General features: G+C 63.3%; 14 protein-coding genes and 1 pseudogene. 13 read left to right on the forward strand and 2 right to left on the reverse strand.

The features are described 5' to 3' along the window. The first annotated feature begins 47 nt into the window (after positions 1 to 47). From NKI25_RS28385 to NKI25_RS28395, 3 genes are read left to right on the forward strand one after another with little or no spacing between them, the layout of a single operon-like run. A complete protein-coding gene (locus NKI25_RS28385; RefSeq protein WP_352787281.1) occupies positions 48 to 1,019 on the forward strand; it encodes a zinc-dependent alcohol dehydrogenase in 972 nt (323 codons plus the stop codon). Between the two features lie 24 nt (positions 1,020 to 1,043). Continuing rightward, positions 1,044 to 2,540: an aldehyde dehydrogenase family protein gene (locus NKI25_RS28390; RefSeq protein WP_352787279.1), complete on the forward strand. Its 1,497-nt coding sequence runs from the start codon at positions 1,044 to 1,046 to the stop codon at positions 2,538 to 2,540. After that, a complete protein-coding gene (locus tag NKI25_RS28395; protein WP_352642356.1) occupies positions 2,540 to 4,192 on the forward strand; it encodes a GMC family oxidoreductase in 1,653 nt (550 codons plus the stop codon). The genes NKI25_RS28390 and NKI25_RS28395 overlap by 1 nt, the downstream gene beginning before the upstream one ends. A 51-nt stretch (positions 4,193 to 4,243) precedes the next feature. Here the strand turns inward: NKI25_RS28395 and NKI25_RS28400 are convergent, their stop codons facing one another. Beyond that, positions 4,244 to 5,062, reverse strand: a complete 819-nt coding sequence (locus NKI25_RS28400; RefSeq protein ID WP_352787277.1) for an aldo/keto reductase — start codon at positions 5,060 to 5,062, stop codon at positions 4,244 to 4,246. 138 nt (positions 5,063 to 5,200) lie between these two features. On the opposite strand from NKI25_RS28400, the gene NKI25_RS28405 reads away from it, so the two are divergent. From NKI25_RS28405 to NKI25_RS28415, 3 genes are read left to right on the forward strand one after another with little or no spacing between them, the layout of a single operon-like run. Continuing rightward, positions 5,201 to 6,772: an acyl CoA:acetate/3-ketoacid CoA transferase gene (locus tag NKI25_RS28405; RefSeq protein WP_352578182.1), complete on the forward strand. Its 1,572-nt coding sequence runs from the start codon at positions 5,201 to 5,203 to the stop codon at positions 6,770 to 6,772. Then, positions 6,769 to 7,542 carry an enoyl-CoA hydratase/isomerase family protein gene (locus tag NKI25_RS28410; RefSeq protein WP_352690709.1) on the forward strand — a complete coding sequence of 258 codons (774 nt, stop codon included), beginning with the start codon at positions 6,769 to 6,771 and terminating at the stop codon, positions 7,540 to 7,542. The genes NKI25_RS28405 and NKI25_RS28410 overlap by 4 nt, the downstream gene beginning before the upstream one ends. 40 nt (positions 7,543 to 7,582) lie before the next feature. Beyond that, on the forward strand, positions 7,583 to 8,842 hold the full coding sequence (locus NKI25_RS28415; RefSeq protein WP_352642352.1) for a glycerate kinase type-2 family protein: 1,260 nt from the start codon (positions 7,583 to 7,585) through the stop codon (positions 8,840 to 8,842). Between the two features lie 42 nt (positions 8,843 to 8,884). Here the strand turns inward: NKI25_RS28415 and NKI25_RS28420 are convergent, their stop codons facing one another. Next, positions 8,885 to 9,901 (reverse strand): aldo/keto reductase, encoded by a 1,017-nt coding sequence (locus NKI25_RS28420; RefSeq protein ID WP_352578185.1) that lies wholly within the window; start codon positions 9,899 to 9,901, stop codon positions 8,885 to 8,887. Between the two features lie 156 nt (positions 9,902 to 10,057). Here NKI25_RS28420 and NKI25_RS28425 point away from each other — a divergent pair, with 156 nt between their 5' ends. The 7 genes and pseudogenes from NKI25_RS28425 to NKI25_RS28455 all read left to right on the forward strand — a co-directional run. Continuing rightward, positions 10,058 to 11,200, forward strand: a complete 1,143-nt coding sequence (locus NKI25_RS28425; RefSeq protein WP_352824622.1) for an acyl-CoA dehydrogenase family protein — start codon at positions 10,058 to 10,060, stop codon at positions 11,198 to 11,200. Next, entirely contained in the window at positions 11,197 to 11,976 is a 780-nt protein-coding gene (locus NKI25_RS28430; RefSeq protein ID WP_352787271.1) for a 3-ketoacyl-ACP reductase, read from the forward strand. The genes NKI25_RS28425 and NKI25_RS28430 overlap by 4 nt, the downstream gene beginning before the upstream one ends. 8 nt (positions 11,977 to 11,984) lie before the next feature. Continuing rightward, on the forward strand, positions 11,985 to 13,133 hold the full coding sequence (locus NKI25_RS28435; protein WP_352783821.1) for a dihydrodipicolinate synthase family protein: 1,149 nt from the start codon (positions 11,985 to 11,987) through the stop codon (positions 13,131 to 13,133). A gap of 3 nt (positions 13,134 to 13,136) precedes the next feature. Continuing rightward, entirely contained in the window at positions 13,137 to 13,994 is an 858-nt protein-coding gene (locus tag NKI25_RS28440; protein ID WP_352690713.1) for a sugar phosphate isomerase/epimerase family protein, read from the forward strand. A gap of 19 nt (positions 13,995 to 14,013) precedes the next feature. Further along, on the forward strand, positions 14,014 to 14,778 hold the full coding sequence (locus NKI25_RS28445; protein WP_352496365.1) for an electron transfer flavoprotein subunit beta/FixA family protein: 765 nt from the start codon (positions 14,014 to 14,016) through the stop codon (positions 14,776 to 14,778). A 22-nt stretch (positions 14,779 to 14,800) separates the two neighbouring features. Next, positions 14,801 to 15,733: an electron transfer flavoprotein subunit alpha/FixB family protein gene (locus NKI25_RS28450; RefSeq protein ID WP_352747470.1), complete on the forward strand. Its 933-nt coding sequence runs from the start codon at positions 14,801 to 14,803 to the stop codon at positions 15,731 to 15,733. A gap of 16 nt (positions 15,734 to 15,749) precedes the next feature. Continuing rightward, positions 15,750 to 16,229 (forward strand): annotated as a pseudogene (locus NKI25_RS28455) (NAD(P)/FAD-dependent oxidoreductase); the annotation flags it as partial. Positions 16,230 to 16,680 lie beyond the last annotated feature (451 nt).

Here is a 16,680-nt window from a genome sequence, read left to right on the forward strand (position 1 = left end):
CCGCTGTCCTCACTGCGCCGAAGCGCTTCGAACTCCGCGACGTTCCGGTGCCGTCCGTCGGGCCGGATGATGTACTGGTGCGGGTAACGCGCACAGGCATTTGCGGCACGGATATCCATATCTTCAACGGCCACTACGCCGCTGACCAATTGCCGCTGATCCCCGGCCATGAGTTCTGCGGCACGATTGCTGAGATGGGCACCAATGTGCGCCATCTGGCGCCTGGTACGCGCGTGGTCGTCGACATTAATATCGGCTGCGGCACATGCTTCTGGTGCCGGCGTAATGAGGTGTTGAACTGCGCCGAGGTCACCCAGGTCGGCATCGGCAGGGATGGGGCTTTCGCCGAATTCGTCGCCGTGCCCGCGCGCCTCGCGATCCCCGTTGAGGCTAACATCGCTGACGAAGTTCTCGTCCTCACCGAGCCGGTCGCCTGCGTCGTCCGCGCCGCGCGCAAGGCGAGGGCGACCTTCGGCCGGTCGGTCGTAATCTTCGGCGCAGGGCCGATCGGCAATCTTCATGTGCAGATGATGCGGCTCGTCGGCGCGGCCCCCATTATCGTCGCCGATCTGTCCGCCGAGCGCTCCCGGATGGCTCTCGAAGCCGGCGCGGATGCGGCGGTGTCCGATCCGGCCGAGCTCAAGAAAACCGTGCTGCGGATGACCGGCGGACGCGGCGCGGATCTGGTGGTCGAAAGCGTCGGCAACAGAAAGCTCTATGAACAGGCTTTCGACCTGACGCGCCGCGGCGGGCACATCGCCTTCTTCGGCATCACGTCGCGGGGCGAGACGGTCCCCCTCGATATCCTCCGCACGGTTCTGGAGGAGACGAGCCTCAAGGGCTCCGTCGCGGGCATGGGGGAGGATATGCATGACGCATTGACCCTTCTATCGCATGGCCGGTTCCGCACGGATGATTTCACCAAGGCGAGCTACTCCCTGGAGAATATCCAGGCGGCTTTCGATACCCTCGGGGAACGGCCGCACGACCTGAAGACGCAAATCGCCATTGCGGCGTAAGACCTATCGAAGTGGAGGTATCCCGTGGACCAGAAAAACCCGTTCCTTTCTGCCCCGGCCGCAGCGCGCACCTTCGGCTTTTTCGTCGATGGCGAGTGGAAAGACGGCGCGCAATACTTCGAACGCACGTCGCCCGGCCACGGCACGCCTGTCACGCGCACGGTTCGTTGCACGGTCGATGATCTGAACGCCGCCGTCGCCGCGGCGCGCCGCGCCTTCGAAGATCGCCGCTGGGCTGGCCTTTCGGGTGCGGCCCGCGGAAGCGTCCTGTTGCGCGTTGCTGAAATCTTGCGCCGCCGTCGCGACGAAATCGCCTATTGGGAGGCGCTGGAAAACGGCAAGCCGATCTCCCAAGCGCGAGGTGAAATCGATCACTGCATCGCCTGCTTCCAAACGGGCGCCGGTGCGGCGCGCATGCTGCACGGAGACAGCTTCAACTCGCTCGGCGACGATCTCTTCGGCATGGTGCTGCGCGAGCCGATCGGCGTCGTCGGCCTCATCACGCCCTGGAACTTCCCGTTCCTGATCCTCTGCGAGCGCGTGCCCTTCATCCTCGCCTCTGGCTGCACGATGATCGTGAAGCCGTCGGAAGTCACCGCTGCAACGACGCTGCTGCTCGCCGAAGTGCTGGCGGAAGCGGGCCTTCCGGCCGGTGTCTACAACGTCATCACCGGTGCCGGCCGCAGGATTGGCCAGGCGCTGTCCGAGCATCCTGACGTCGACATGCTGTCCTTCACCGGCTCGACAGCCGTCGGCCGCTCCTGCGTCCACGCGGCAGCCGACAGCAACTTCAAGAAGCTCGGCCTGGAGCTTGGCGGCAAGAACCCCATCATCGTCTTCGCCGATGCCGATCTGGAAGACGCCGCCGACGGCGCGGCCTTCGGCATCAGCTTTAACACCGGGCAATGCTGCGTCTCCTCCTCGCGCCTGATCGTCGAGCGCTCCATCGCCGCCGAATTCGAAAAGCTGCTCGTCGAAAAAATGAAGAAGATCCGCGTCGGCGATCCGCTGGACGAGGCGACTCAGGTCGGGGCCATTACGACAGAGGCGCAGAACGCCACGATCCTCGACTACATCGCGAAGGGCAAGGCCGAGGGCGCAAAACTTCTCACCGGCGGCGGGCCGATCAATCTTGGTCGCGGCCAGTATATCGCGCCGACGCTCTTCTCCGGCGTTTCATGCGACATGGTCATCGCCCGCGACGAGATTTTCGGCCCCGTGCTGTGCTCCATGCATTTCGATACGTTGGAAGAAGCGATCAAGCTTGCCAATGACACGGTTTACGGTCTTGCGGCGAGCGTCTGGACGAAGAATATCGACAAGGCACTGATGGTGAGCCGCCGGGTTCGCGCCGGGCGCTTCTGGGTCAACACGATCATGGCCGGCGGTCCCGAAATGCCGCTCGGCGGCTTCAAGCAGTCCGGCTGGGGCCGAGAGGCCGGGATGTATGGGGTAGAGGAATATACGCAGGTGAAGTCCGTTCATGTCCAGATCGGCAAGCGCACGCATTGGATCGCATGATGGCCGCTGGCTATGACTATGTGATCGTCGGCGGCGGTACCTCCGGGTGCGTGCTGGCGGCGCGGCTTTCGGAAAACCCGTCCGCGCGAGTGTGCCTCATCGAGGCGGGCGGGCGCGATACCAATCCGCTCATCCACATGCCCGTTGGCTTCGCTAAGATGACGACGGGGCCGCTCACTTGGGGCCTGAAGACCGCGCCCCAGAAGCACGCCAACAACCGTGAGATCCTTTACGCGCAGGCCAAGGTGCTCGGGGGCGGGTCGTCGATCAATGCCGAGGTTTTCACGCGTGGTGTGCCCGCCGATTATGATCGCTGGGTCGAGGAAGGCGCGGAAGGGTGGGGCTTCAAGGACATCCAGAAATATTTCCTGCGATCGGAGGGCAATTCGATCCTCTCCGGTGCCTGGCATGGAACGGATGGCCCGCTCGGCGTCTCCAACATCCCCGAGCCGCAACGCATGACGCGCGCCTTCGTGCAGAGCTGCCAGGAGTTCGGCATTCCCTACAATCCGGATTTCAATGGCCCGGTGCAGGAGGGGGCGGGCGTCTACCAGACGACGACGCGCGACAACCGGCGCTGCTCGGCGGCCGTCGGCTATCTGCGTCCGGCCCTGAAGCGTCCGAACCTGACGGTCGTCACCGGTGCGCTTGTCCTGCGCATTGTCTTCGAGGGACTCCGTGCGGTGGGCGTCGACTATGAGGCCGGCGGCTACCGCACGACGGCGCGGGCGGAAAGCGAAGTGATTCTTACCTCTGGCGCCATCGGCACGCCGAAGCTGATGATGCTCTCCGGCGTCGGGCCGGCCGATGCGCTCAACAGCCACGGCATCGAGGTGGTGCAGGACATGGCCGGCGTAGGGCAGAACCTCCAGGACCATTTTGGCGTCGACATCGTCGCGGAACTGAAGAACCACGATAGCCTCGACAAATACAACAAGTTGCACTGGTCGATCTGGGCAGGCATTCAGTACACACTCTTCAAGTCCGGCCCCATCACCTCCAACCTCGTGGAGGGTGGGGCGTTCTGGTATGGCGACAAGGCGAGCCGCATCACCTCCAACGTCGTGCAGGGTGGGGCGTTCTGGTATGGCGACGAGGCGAGCCCGACCCCGGACCTGCAGTTCCACTTCCTTGCGGGCGCGGGGGCGGAGGCAGGCGTACCGAGCGTGCCGAAGGGCGCGTCCGGCATCACGCTCAACTCCTATACGCTTCGGCCGAAGTCGCGCGGAACCGTGACCTTGCGCTCGGCCGATCCGCGCGCCTTGCCCGTTATCGATCCGAACTTCCTCGGCGACCCCGACGATGTAAGGATTTCCGCTGAAGGCGTGAAGATCAGTCAGGAAATCTTTGGCCAGCCTTCCCTGCAGAAATGCATCAAAACGTTGCATTTTCCCGATAGAAACGTGCGCACGCAGGAAGACTATGTCGCCTATGCGCGCCAATACGGGCGTACCTCCTATCACCCCACCTGCACCTGCAAGATGGGGCGGGACGAGATGTCGGTGGTCGACCCGCAACTGCGCGTCCACGGCCTCGATGGCATCCGCATCTGCGACAGTTCCATCATGCCGAGCCTCGTCGGCTCCAATACCAATGCGGTGACTATCATGATCGGCGAAAAGGCATCGGACATGATCCGCGGCAATGCCTGATCGATCGAGGCGTCTCAAGCAAAAGGGCGGCCTTGCGGCCGCCCTTTTGCGTCAGTCCCATTGGGGGACCCAGGGCAGTTGCCCCGGCTTGACAATGCGGTAACCGGTCGCGTTCAGGGCGTCGATCCTGTCCATGTCGATGGACGACAGCGTGAAATCCATGATGTCGAAATTCCCCCGGATGTTTTCCGGCTTCGTCGACATCGTGTTGAGCGGCACACCCTTCTGGAGAGTCCAGCGCAGCACGACCTGTGCAGCAGATTTTCCGTAGGTTTTGCCGATCTCGGCGAAAAGACGGTGCTTGAACACTTCGCCGCGGGCGATGGACGCGTAGGAGGAAAGCGGGATGCCCGTCTCCGATGCGGCGGCGAGGAGCTTCTGCTGGTTGACCAGCGGGTGAAACTCCACTTGGTTGGTGACGAGCGGTCCTTCGACCACGGCGCGCGCCACATGCATCATGCGTGCGGTATAGTTCGAGACGCCGATGGTATCCGTAAGACCCCTGTCCCGGGCGGATTGCAGGAGGCGCAGGGATGGCGCGACGTCACCGTCTGCCGGCGGCCAGTGCAGGACAAGCGCATCGAGGCGATCGATCTGCAATGACTTCAGGCTGGCCTCGACCGAGGGCAGGAATTTTTCTTCTGAATAGTTGTCCGGATGCACCTTCGTGGTAATGCAGAGCTCTTCCCGCGCGACGCTGCAGACTGCGAGTGCCGCACCCGTATCGGCCTCATTGCCGTACATCTGCGCCGTATCGAACGCTCGGTAACCGGCGCCGATGGCGGCAGCGATCGCGTGTCTGAGGTCGTTTCCCTTCAGCGGAAAGGTGCCGAAGCCGCGCTGAAAGCTCTTCTGGAAATAGATGTTCATGCCTCCTCCTTGGCTGTCTGGGAGCATCGATGGCGCCATGCGCGTCGACGCGAAAAACCTGCTTGCCTGATTGCCCAGGCCGTGTTTAATCTATAACTAGTTAGTTACTTAATGCAATGCGGAACGGAGGTGAAGTCGATGAAGAAGGTAAAGACGGCGGAGGAGGCGGCCCAACTCGTCAGGGATGGTGCGGTCGTTGCAGTCAACTCTTCGTCGGGCCTGTGTTGCCCTGAGGCCGTTCTCAAGGCGCTAGGCGAACGCTTTGATCGCGAAGGCCATCCGCGCGGTCTCACCTCCATTCACCCGATCGCGGCCGGCGACTTCTTTGGCACCCGTGGTGTTGACCACATCGCCAAGCCGGGCATGCTGAAGAAGATCATCGGCGGCTCCTATCCCTCGGGGCCAAGCAATGCCGAGCCGCCGCTGGTCTGGCAGATGATCCTCAAGGAGGAGCTCGCCGCCTGGAACGTGCCCTCCGGCATCGTCTTCGACATGCTCCGGGAGGGCGCCGCCAAGCGTCCGGGCGTGCTCACCAAGGTCGGCATGGAGACCTTCGTCGATCCCGATCAGGAAGGCTGCGCGATGAATGCGAGTGCGCGCGCCGAGCCGATCGTTCAGCGGGTTTCGTTCGCGGGAGAGGACTGGCTGCATTTCCCGGCGCTTCGCCCCGATGTTGCGATCATCCGTGCGACGACCTCCGACGAGAAGGGCAACCTCACCTTCGAACAGGAGGGTGCGACTCTCGGCGCTATGGAAATGGCGCTGGCCGCCCGCAATTCCGGCGGTCTGGTCATAGCGCAGGTCAAGCGGGTGGCGGCCAGCGGCACCCTGCGGCCCCATGACGTGCGCGTCCCCGGCATCCTCGTCGACGTCATCGTCGAGGCGCCCGATCAATTGCAGACGACGGCGACGCCCTATGACCCGGCGATTTCCGGCGAGCTCTTCCGGCCGCTCGAAACCTTCCGCCTGCCGGCCCTCGATGTTGGCAAGGTCATCGCCCGCCGCGTGGCGCGGGAACTGCAGGATGGCTGGGCCGTCAATATCGGCTTCGGCATTTCGGCCAACGTGCCGCGCATCCTCATCGAGGAGGGGCTGCACGGCAAAATCACCTGGGTGATCGAGCAGGGCGCCGTCGGCGGCGTGCCGCTTCTCGATTTCAAGTTCGGCTGTGCCTCCAACGCCGAGGCCTTCGTCGCCTCGCCCCATCAGTTCTGTTACTTCCAGGCGGGCGGCTTCGACTGCTCGCTCCTGTCCTTCCTGGAAATCGACGCCGAGGGCTCGGTCAATGTCAGCCGCCTGGCGGCAACGCCACACCGCACCGCTGGCGCCGGCGGTTTTGTCGATATCACGTCGCGTGCGAAAAAAATCGTCTTCTCCGGCAATTTCAATGCAGGCGCCAAGATGCACATCGAGGACGGCCGGTTGGTGATCGACATGGAGGGCCGCATCGCCAAGTTCGTGCCAAAAGTTGATCAGGTCAGTTTTTCTGGCAAGCGCGCCCGCGCGCAGGGGCAGGAGATCACATGTGTCACGGAGCGCTGCGTAATAGAGCTTGATACGGACGGACTTGTGATAACAGAGATCGCCCCCGGCCTCGACCTTCAGCGTGACGTCCTCGACCAGGCGGCGACGCCGTTACGCGTCTCGCAGACGCTCAGGGTGATGGACGATGCGCTATTCCGCGCTGGCACCATGGGGCTGGCGCTGTGAGCGATCCGCGCATCGAACTCCGAATCGAGGGACACCTTGCGCGGCTCACCCTGCGACGGCCGGAAAAGCTGAACGCGATCGACGAGGACATGGTCGATGCGCTGTTGCGGGCCTGCCGTACCATCGAGCGCTCGGATGCCCGAGTTGCGATCCTGTCGGGAGAGGGCGGCAGGTCCTTTTGCGCGGGGGGCGATATCGAGGCGTGGAGCAGCCTCGACGCCGACACGTTCTCGCGCCGCTGGCTGCGCGACGGACACGGCGCCTTCGATGCGCTGGCCCGCCTCACGGTTCCACTGATCGCGGTGCTGAACGGCCACGCGCTCGGCGGCGGGCTGGAGCTTGCTGCCTGCGCGGACCTGCGTATCGCCGAAGTGCATGTGAAGATCGGCCAGCCGGAGGCCGGCCTCGGCATCATTCCCGGCTGGTCCGGCACGCAGCGCGCCTCGCGCCGCTTCGGCACGCAGCTTGTCCGCCGCATGGCGCTTTTTGGCGAAGTCTACTCAGCTGATGAGGCCATCGCGCTCGGGCTCGTTGATCAGGTCGTGCCCACGGGCGAGGGTGGCGCCGCCGCACAGGCCGCCGCGGCCCGCGTGCTGAAGCGATCTCCAAGGGCGACAGAATTGACGAAGATGCTGATCAATGCCGCCGAGCACGAGGAGAGCGAACGGGTCGTAGAGGCCTTGGCCGGCGCGGTGGCGGCTGCATCCGAAGATCTCACGGAAGGGCTGGCGGCCCACAGGCAGAAGCGGCCGGCGCGTTTCGACAGATAGCTTTCGGTCATCCCATACTCCTGATCCGTTTGGCGGTCTCATGAAGCCTGAAGACAAAGATTTTCTCGCACAACTCTTTCGCGCAGCGATCGAAGCCGCGGCTCCCGAAAAGGCCTTAAGCACCTATCTACCGACCCGACCCAAAGGAAAGACCGTCGTCATCGGCGCGGGCAAAGGCGCCGCGCAGCTTGCCGCGGCTTTCGAAAGGCTGTGGGATGGCCCACTGGAAGGGGTTGTGGTGACGCGTTATGGCTATTCGGCGGCCTGCCAGAGGATCCGTGTGCTGGAGGCTGCCCATCCCGTTCCGGACGTTGCGGGGCTTGAAGCGTCTCAATCGCTTTTCGACGCTGTAAAGGGGCTTGGTGAGAATGATCTCGTCGTGGCGCTGATCTGTGGCGGCGGGTCCGCCCTGCTCCCAGCCCCGCCCGGCGATCTCACGCTGAAGGATGAAGCCGCTCTAAACAGCGCGCTGCTGGCGGGCGGTGCGCCGATTTCCGTCATGAACGCTATTCGCAAGCAGGTCTCCGGCATTAAGGGTGGGCGGCTCGCCGCCGCATGTCATCCTGCAAGGGTTGTGACGCTCGTTGTCTCCGATGTGCCTGGCGACGACCCGGCGCAGGTCGCCAGTGGACCGACCGTGCCGGATGCAAGCAATCGCAAAGAGGCGCGCGCACTGGTCAAGACATGGGGTGTCAAGCTGCCCGAGCGGATCCTGGCTTGGCTTGATGAAGACGTGGGCCAGCCGCCATCGCCTCATGACTCAGCCTTTGCCAGTCATGAGGTCCACATCATCGCTTCTGCACGCCTCTCACTGGAGGCTGCCGCGCAACGGTCGGAGGCGCTCGGCGTGCCCGCCGTCATTCTATCGGACTGCATAGAGGGGGAGGCACGCGACGTCGCGGGTGTTCACGCCGCTATCGCTCGCGAGGTCGCCAGCCGTGACCGCCCGTTCTTGCGTCCCGTCGTCATCCTCTCCGGCGGAGAAACGACGGTGACGATCAAAGGACGTGGCAAGGGTGGACGCAACACGGAGTTTTTGTTGTCGCTCGCGCTCGCAGGCGAAGGTGTGCCGTTTGCAGCACTTGCCGCCGATACGGATGGTATCGATGGCTCAGAGGACAATGCGGGGGCCTTTGCCGACGGCGCCAGCATGGGGCGCCTGCGGGAACTGGGGGCGGATCCTGCCGCACTGCTTGCCGGCAACGACGCCTGGACGGCGTTTCATCGTTTGGGCGACCTGTTCGTGCCCGGCCCGACAGGAACCAATGTCAATGACTTCAGGGCAATCCTGATCCGTTAGAGGTTGCCCGCGCCGCTTGTTGCAGCGCGGGCTGATGCGAGCTCAGCCCGGAACGGGTGCGTCCTCGCGCAATAGGCCCTGCCTCTTGAGATCCGCCCAGAACTCTGCCGGGATCGGATGGGAGAACCAGGCAAGGTTCTGGTCAAGCTGTTCGACCGTGCGCGTGCCCGCCATGAAAGAGGGTACGGCAGGATGGGCGAGCACGAATTGCAGTGCGGCGGCGGCCAGCGGCACGCCATGCGCCGCACAGACCACCTCGATCTTCGCGACCTTTTCCAGGATGTCGCGCGGCGCCGGCGCGTAATTGTACTTCGCCCCTTCCTTCGCGCCGGTGGCAAGGATTCCCGAATTGAAGCCGCCGCCCACGACGACCGCCGCGCCACGTGCCTCGCACAGCGGAAGGAACGCGTCGAGCGCGTCCTGTTCGAGGAGGGTGTAGCGGCCGGCCAGCAGGAAGCAGTCGAAATCGTGACGGCGGAGGGCCTCATGGCAGACCTGCCATTCGTTGACGCCGACCCCGATCGCCTTCACGACCTTTTCCGAGCGCAGCCGCTCCAGCGCGCGCCAGGCGCCGTCCATCGCCTGCTCGAACACTTCCGGCTGCTCGCTCCCGCGTGTGAAAACGTCGATGTCATGGATGAAACACATGTCCATCCGCTCCAACCCCAGCCGCTGCAGGCTGTCCTCGAAGGCGCGCATCGTGCCGTCGTAACTGTAGTCGAAATGCATGGTGAAGGGCGCAGCATTCGTCCACGGCGCAAAATCGATGGTGTCGCGCCGTGCCGGTCGCAGCAGGCGCCCGACCTTGGAGGAGAGGACGAAATCGTCTCGCTCCTTCCAGCGCAGGGCGTGGCTCGTGCGCAGTTCGGCAAGCCCGTGGCCATACATCGGCGCGGTGTCGAAGAACCGTACGCCGGCGGCCCATGCGCGTTCGAACATATCCCCGGCTGTGGCTTCGTCGATCTCGCGGAAAATGTTGCCGAGGGGCGCGGTCCCAAAGCCGAACGTCGTGACGTCAAGTTCTGTTCGGCCGAATTTCCTCTTTTCGCCAGGGTGCATGCCTCTCCTCCATAAGTAACCAGTTGGTGAATAAATAAGCACGGACCAAACGCCTGTGCAAGCAGCTTTCTTCCCGGTCTCAGATTTTTCCGACTTGACGTCTTGAGACTGGGGAATGTATATAACCGGATAGTTACTAAGTTGGAGTCGAGGGCCATGTATCTCACTGAAACGCAGGAGCAGGTGCGAGAGATGGCGCGCGCCTTTGCCGACGAAATGATCCGGCCCGTGGCCGAGGAATTGGACCGCGAGGAACGCTTCCCGGCGGCTCTTTACGACGAAATGGCAAAGCTCGGCCTATTCGGCATAGGCGTGCCGGAAGCCCTCGGCGGGCCGGGCTTCGACACGCTGACCTATGCCCTTGTGATGGAGGAGTTGAGCCGCGGATATGCTTCCGTCGCCGACCAGTGCGGCCTGGTCGAACTGATTTCAAGCCTGTTGGTGCGCCACGGCACTGAAAGCCAGCAGGCCCTGCTGCCGGAAATACTCGGCATGCGCTCGAAGGTCGCCTACTGCATCACCGAGCCGGAGGCGGGCACTGATGTTTCGGGCATCCGCACGACGGCCGAGCGCGACGGCGACGGCTGGCGTTTGAACGGCGGCAAGATCTGGATCCACAATGCGCCGGTGGCCGACTACGGTTTCGTGCTGGCGCGAACCGACAAGCAAGCCGGCAATCGCGGCATGTCGATCTTCATCGTCGACCTGCATGCGGCCGGCGTCGAGAAGGGGCCGAAGGAGCACAAGATGGGCCAGCGCGCCAGCCAGGTCGGCGCGCTGAACTTCACCGATGTGCGCCTTCGGGCAGATGCCCTGCTCGGCACCGAGGGGCGCGGTTTCCACATGATGATGGCGGTCCTCGACAAGGGGCGCGTCGGCATTGCGTCACTCGCCGTCGGTATCGCACAGGCCGGCCTGGAGGCCGCCCTCGACTATGCCGGGACGCGCAAACAGTTCGGCAAGGCGATCGCCGACTTCCAGGGCGTGCAATGGCTTCTGGCCGACATGGCGAAGGACATCGAGGCCGCACGCCTGCTCGTCCATTCTGCCGCTTCGAAAATCGACAGCGGCGCGGATGCGACCAAAGCCTGCTCCATCGCCAAGTGCTTTGCCGGCGACATGGCTGTACAGCGTACCGCCGATGCCGTGCAGGTCTTTGGCGGCTCCGGCTATATCCGCGGCTTCGAGGTGGAGCGGCTCTACCGCGATGCAAAGATCACGCAGATCTATGAAGGCACGAACCAGATCCAGCGCATGATCATCGCGCGCGAACTCCTGAAGAAAGGCGCTAGGGCATGAGCGCCGCGTCCGCCCGGCCGGTCGCGCTCGTCACCGGCTCCTCGCGCGGCATCGGCCTTGCCGTTGCTGAAGCTCTGGCGAAGGAAGGATTTGCGGTCGCCGTCAACGGGCCGGCTGAGGACGCCGAACTTGCCGCCGCGGTCGAGCGCGTCGCCGCCCATGGCGTCCCCGTCGTCGCCGCCGCGTTCGATGTCGCTGCGATCGGCGGTCACGGTGCGGCGATCGATGCGGTCGAGGAAAAGCTCGGGCCGCTTACCACGCTCGTCAACAATGCCGGTGTCGGCGTGCTCAAGCGCGGAGACATGATGGAGGTCTCCGAGGAGAGCTGGGACCGGTGTTTTGCCGTCAACACGAAGGCTATGTTCTTCCTGAGCCAGGCATTCGCGCGTCGTCTGCTTGCACGCGCGCGGCCGCCACTCTTCCGTTCGATCGTCAATGTCACGTCTTCGAATGCGGTCGCGGTGGCGGAGCAGCGCTCGGAATACTGCGCCTCGAAGGCCGCCGCCGCCATGGTCTCCAAGACTCTCGCCGTCCGTCTCGGGCGCGAGAACATTGCCGTCTATGACGTCCAGCCGGGCCTGATTGCCACCGAGATGACCGCGCCGGTTATCGAGGCCTATCGCGAACGGGCCGCGCAGGGCCTCACGCTTTTCCCGCGTGTCGGCGAGCCGGAGGAGGTCGGTGCGCTGATTGCCTCGCTTGCGACTGGCAGGCTTCCGTACACAACCGGACTGTCGATCCCAGCCGATGCCGGCATGCTCGTCCCGCGCTTCTGAGGTTTTTCATGAAAATCGCCCTTCCCGATACCGCTGGCCGCCTTGCGCACTATGCCCTGACCGGAAAGCCAATCGCCGCCGCCACGCTTGGCAGGAACCCGGCGCGAACAGTCTACTCGGCCGCCCACGTCGTCGCCGATCCCTTCACTGCGAACGATCCGTCGGGTCGCGCTACGGTCGACTGGGCCAAGACGATGGAGTTTCGCCGCTATCTCGCCGGCCTCGGCCTCGGCATTGCCGAGGCGATGGATACGGCGCAGCGCGGCATGGGTCTCGACTGGCCGGGCGCACTGGAGCTGATCCGCCGCACCCGCGAGGAACTCCCGGATGCGGTGGTCGCCAATGGCTGCGGCACGGATCATCTCGACCCCGCGGCAGTGGCGAGTCTGGACGATGTGCGCCGGGCCTATCTGGAACAGGCGGAAGCCATTCAGAAGCTCGGCGGCCGCCTCATCCTCATGGCCTCCCGTGCTCTGGTGCGCGTCGCAAAAAAGCCGGAAGACTACGTCAAGATCTATTCCGATGTGCTCGCCGCCTGCGACCAGCCGGTGATCCTGCATTGGCTCGGCGATATGTTTGATCCGCAGCTTGCCGTCTATTGGGGCGACGCGGCGTTTGACCCCGCCATGCAGACGGCGCTCGCCGTCATCGAAGCGAACACGGCCAAGGTTGACGGCATCAAGATCTCCCTTCTCGACAAGGAAAAGGAGGCCGTCATGCGCCGTCGTCTGCCCGCCGGCGTGAAAATGTATACGGGCGACGACTTCAACTATCCGGAACTCATCGAAGGTGACAGCGAGGGCTTTTCGCACGCCCTTCTCGGCATCTTCGACCCGCTCGCGCCGGCCGCCGCCTATGCGGTGGAGCGGCTGGGCGACGGCGACAAGGCGGGCTTCCGTGCAACGCTCGACCCGACCGTGCCGCTCGCTCGCCTGATCTTCCGCGCGCCCACCCAATACTACAAGACCGGCGTCGTCTTCCTCGCCTGGCTGAACGGCTTCCAGGATCACTTCGTGATGCTGAACGGCGCCCAGGCGATGCGGCCGCTGCCGTATTTCGTCGAGGTGTTCCGTCAGGCGGACCAGTGCGGCCTGCTGCGCGATCCCAACCGCGCCGTCGAGCGCATGAAGAAGTTGCTCGCTGTTTACGGGGCGTAGGCTATGCGCGATTTCTCGACGGACCATTTGGCGCTCGCGCTCAACACCGCCAGCCTCGGACACAACTTGGATGGCCACGGTGCAGGCTGGTCACCGGAGCGGGTGATTGATGCGTGTGCTGCCCGTCGTTTCGGCTCGATCGTCTTCTGGCGCCGCGAAGTCGGTGCGCGGGCGAACGAGATTGGCGAGCGGGTGCGCTCGGCAGGCCTTTCCGTCGCCGGACTTTGCCGCACACCGTTCCTTGTCGGTAGCGAAGCGATCGACAGGACAGCGGTTCTCGATGAGGCGAGGGCGTCCATCGATATGGCTGCCGGTCTGGGTGCCACTGTGCTGACGATTGTGGTGGGCGGCGTACATCCCGGCACCAAGGGCACTGCCGAGAGCTTGAAGATTGTCGCTGAACGTGTTGCCGACCTCGCACTCTATGCGGCGGACCGCAATGTCAAGCTGGCGCTGGAACCTCTCAATCCCGTCTACGCCGGGAACCGCTCCTGCCTGACGACCGTGCGTGACGCTGTCGATATCTGCGAGGCGGTTGATGCGCCGAACCTTGGCATTGCCGTTGACGTCTACCATGTCTGGTGGGACTGCGATCTTGACACCCAGTTGCAGCGCGCCGGCAAGGACAGGATTTTGGGCTATCACCTTTGCGATTGGCTTGCCGACACGCGCGACGTGCTGCTGGACCGCGGTATGATGGGCGACGGTGTTGCCGATCTGAAGACGATCCGCGCGAGTGTCGAAGGCACCGGCTACACCGGTCCCTGCGAGGTCGAGATTTTCTCCGCTAACAATTGGTGGAAGCGTGATCCCGGCGAGGTGCTTGACGTCATGGTCGAACGTTTCCACGCCCTCTGCTGACGAATTTTGGAGTCGAGCCATGAAGATCTTGGTCCCAGTCAAGCGCGTTGTTGATTACAACGTAAAGATCCGCGTGAAGGCGGATGGCTCCGGTGTCGAGCTTACGAATGTCAAGATGTCGATGAACCCGTTTGACGAGATTTCGGTTGAGGAAGCGCTACGCCTCAGGGAAGCCGGCAAGGCTGAGGAAGTGGTTGTGGTGTCGATCGGTCCTGCGAAAGCCGAAGAGACGCTGCGCACCGCGCTTGCCATGGGCGCCGATCGCGCCTTGCTGGTCGAGACGGACGACGCCGTCGAGCCGCTCGCCGTCGCCAAGATCCTCAAGGGTGTCACCGAGGCCGAACAGCCCGGCCTCGTCATCGTCGGCAAGCAGGCGATCGACGACGACAGCAGCCAGACCGGCCAGATGCTCTCGGCCCTTCTTGGTTGGGCGCAGGCGACGTTTGCTTCCAAGGTCGAGATCGACGACGGCAAGGCACCAGAGGGCACAGCCAGGGTGACGCGCGAAGTCGACGGTGGTCTCCAGACGATCGACGTGAAGCTTCCGGCCGTCGTTACGACCGACCTTCGCCTCAACGAGCCGCGTTATGCGTCGCTGCCGAACATCATGAAGGCCAAAAAAAAGCCGCTCGACAAGAAGACACCGGTCGACTTCGGCGTCGACACCGCCCCGCGCCTCAAGGTGCTGAAGACCCAGGAACCGTTCGGCCGCAAGGCAGGCGTCAAGGTTAAGTCGGTCGCCGAACTGGTTGAAAAGCTCAAGACCGAAGCCGGCGTGCTCTAAGGTGGGAAAGGGAGACTAAACCATGGCCATTCTTCTTCTGGCAGATCACGACAATGAAACCCTTTCCGACCAGACCGCAAAGGCGCTGACGGCCGCGTCGAAGATCGGTTCCGACGTGCATGTGCTCGTCGCCGGCTCCGGCGTCAAGGCTGCGGCCGATGCGGCTGCAAAACTCTCCGGCGTTTCCAAGGTGCTGCTTGCCGACGACGCCAGTCTTGCCAACAATCTCGCAGAACCGCTGGCGGCGCTCATCGTGTCGATCGCCGGCAATTACGATGCGGTCGTCTCGGCCGCGACCTCGGTCGGCAAAAACATCCTGCCGCGCGTTGCTGCGCTGCTCGATGTCGCGCAGATCTCGGAAATCGTCGAGGTCGTCTCTGCCGACACGTTCAAACGGCCGATCTATGCCGGCAATGCCATCCAGGTGGTGCAGTCGACTGACGCCAAGAAGGTGATCACCGTACGCTCGGCGTCCTTTTCCCACGCCTCCCAAGGCCCATCTGCTGTCGTCGAGGAAATCTCGACGGCAGCCTTTTCTTCAGAGCTTTCGACCTTTGTGTCGAACGCACTTTCGACCTCGGACCGACCGGAGCTGACCTCGGCGAAGATCATCATCTCCGGCGGTCGGGCGCTCGGCTCGTCGGAGAAATTCAAAGAAGTCATCCTTCCCGTTGCGGACAAGCTTGGCGCCGCCGTCGGTGCGTCGCGTGCGGCCGTCGATGCTGGCTATGCACCCAACGACTGGCAGGTCGGCCAGACCGGCAAGGTGGTCGCCCCGGACCTTTACATCGCCTGCGGCATCTCCGGGGCCATCCAGCATCTGGCCGGCATGAAGGATTCGAAGGTCATCGTCGCGATCAATAAGGACGAGGAGGCGCCTATTTTCCAAGTTGCCGACTACGGTCTCGTTGCGGATCTCTTCGAGGCCCTGCCGGAACTCGAAAAGGCGCTTTGAGGACTTAGCTGCTTCGATGACGATCGAACTCTCCGAACGCGAGAGCATGGAATTCGACGTCGTGATCGTCGGCGCGGGGCCTGCGGGCCTGTCGGCCGCGATCCGGTTGAAGCAGGTCAATCCTAATCTCACCGTCCTCGTGCTGGAAAAGGGCTCGGAAGTCGGCGCCCATATCCTGTCGGGCGCCGTTGTCGATCCCATCGGCATCGACCGCCTGCTGCCTGACTGGTGCGTGGACGATAGCCATCCGTTCAAGACCACGGTGACGGACGACCATTTCTTGCTGCTCGGCCCGGCCGGCTCGATCCGCCTGCCGAACTTCGCCATGCCGCCCTTGATGAACAATCATGGCAACTACATCGTATCGCTCGGCAATGTCTGTCGCTGACTGGCGACCAAGGCGGAAGAGCTCGGCGTCGAGATCTATCCCGGCTTTGCCGCAACCGAAGTGCTCTACAACGACGAGGGCGCGGTGATCGGTGTCGCCACCGGCGACCAGCACGGAAAGATGGTTAGTCCTCTGTTGCGATAGACCATCATCGGGTTACCTCGTTCCGAGAGTTCCCATTCTGTCAGCCCGAAATCCCCTTCGCTTTTCGACCGAAAAGCCAATCCAGAACCCCACAGCCATTCTCCGCCAATCACTGCCGGGACTGTGGTGGGCGATCAGGGAAAGAGTGAAGAGTCAGCGACGCTTTGAGGGGCGGTCCAACGCCAACGTGGACCAACGCGGCCAATTTTTTCTTCGTTGCACCAGATCCGCGCCTTCTGTCGGCCTTGTCGGGTCCGTGACACACAGTCTCTTTGTCGGATCCGTCACACACAGTCTTGTTTAGCCGATCCTTTGTCTTTGGCTAAATAGCTGTAAAGCAACACAAAGTTTTTTCTTCAGCTCGATCAGCCAAATTGGCACGAGTTTTGTGTCTCTTCGTTGAGGAGTGGCGGCA

The sequence above is a fragment of the Mesorhizobium sp. M0808 genome, assembly GCF_040320025.1.
Lineage (GTDB): Bacteria > Pseudomonadota > Alphaproteobacteria > Rhizobiales > Rhizobiaceae > Mesorhizobium.

Excerpts from the sequence above, each read along its gene's own strand:
- NKI25_RS28395 (WP_352642356.1), top strand. The coding sequence starts at position 2,540 with ATGGCCGCTGGCTATGACTATGTGATCGTCGGCGGCGGTACCTCCGGG.
- NKI25_RS28400 (WP_352787277.1), bottom strand. The coding sequence starts at position 5,062 with ATGAACATCTATTTCCAGAAGAGCTTTCAGCGCGGCTTCGGCACCTTT.
- NKI25_RS28405 (WP_352578182.1), top strand. The coding sequence starts at position 5,201 with ATGAAGAAGGTAAAGACGGCGGAGGAGGCGGCCCAACTCGTCAGGGAT.
- NKI25_RS28415 (WP_352642352.1), top strand. The coding sequence starts at position 7,583 with ATGAAGCCTGAAGACAAAGATTTTCTCGCACAACTCTTTCGCGCAGCG.
- NKI25_RS28420 (WP_352578185.1), bottom strand. The coding sequence starts at position 9,901 with ATGCACCCTGGCGAAAAGAGGAAATTCGGCCGAACAGAACTTGACGTC.
- NKI25_RS28425 (WP_352824622.1), top strand. The coding sequence starts at position 10,058 with ATGTATCTCACTGAAACGCAGGAGCAGGTGCGAGAGATGGCGCGCGCC.
- NKI25_RS28430 (WP_352787271.1), top strand. The coding sequence starts at position 11,197 with ATGAGCGCCGCGTCCGCCCGGCCGGTCGCGCTCGTCACCGGCTCCTCG.
- NKI25_RS28435 (WP_352783821.1), top strand. The coding sequence starts at position 11,985 with ATGAAAATCGCCCTTCCCGATACCGCTGGCCGCCTTGCGCACTATGCC.
- NKI25_RS28440 (WP_352690713.1), top strand. The coding sequence starts at position 13,137 with ATGCGCGATTTCTCGACGGACCATTTGGCGCTCGCGCTCAACACCGCC.
- NKI25_RS28445 (WP_352496365.1), top strand. The coding sequence starts at position 14,014 with ATGAAGATCTTGGTCCCAGTCAAGCGCGTTGTTGATTACAACGTAAAG.
- NKI25_RS28450 (WP_352747470.1), top strand. The coding sequence starts at position 14,801 with ATGGCCATTCTTCTTCTGGCAGATCACGACAATGAAACCCTTTCCGAC.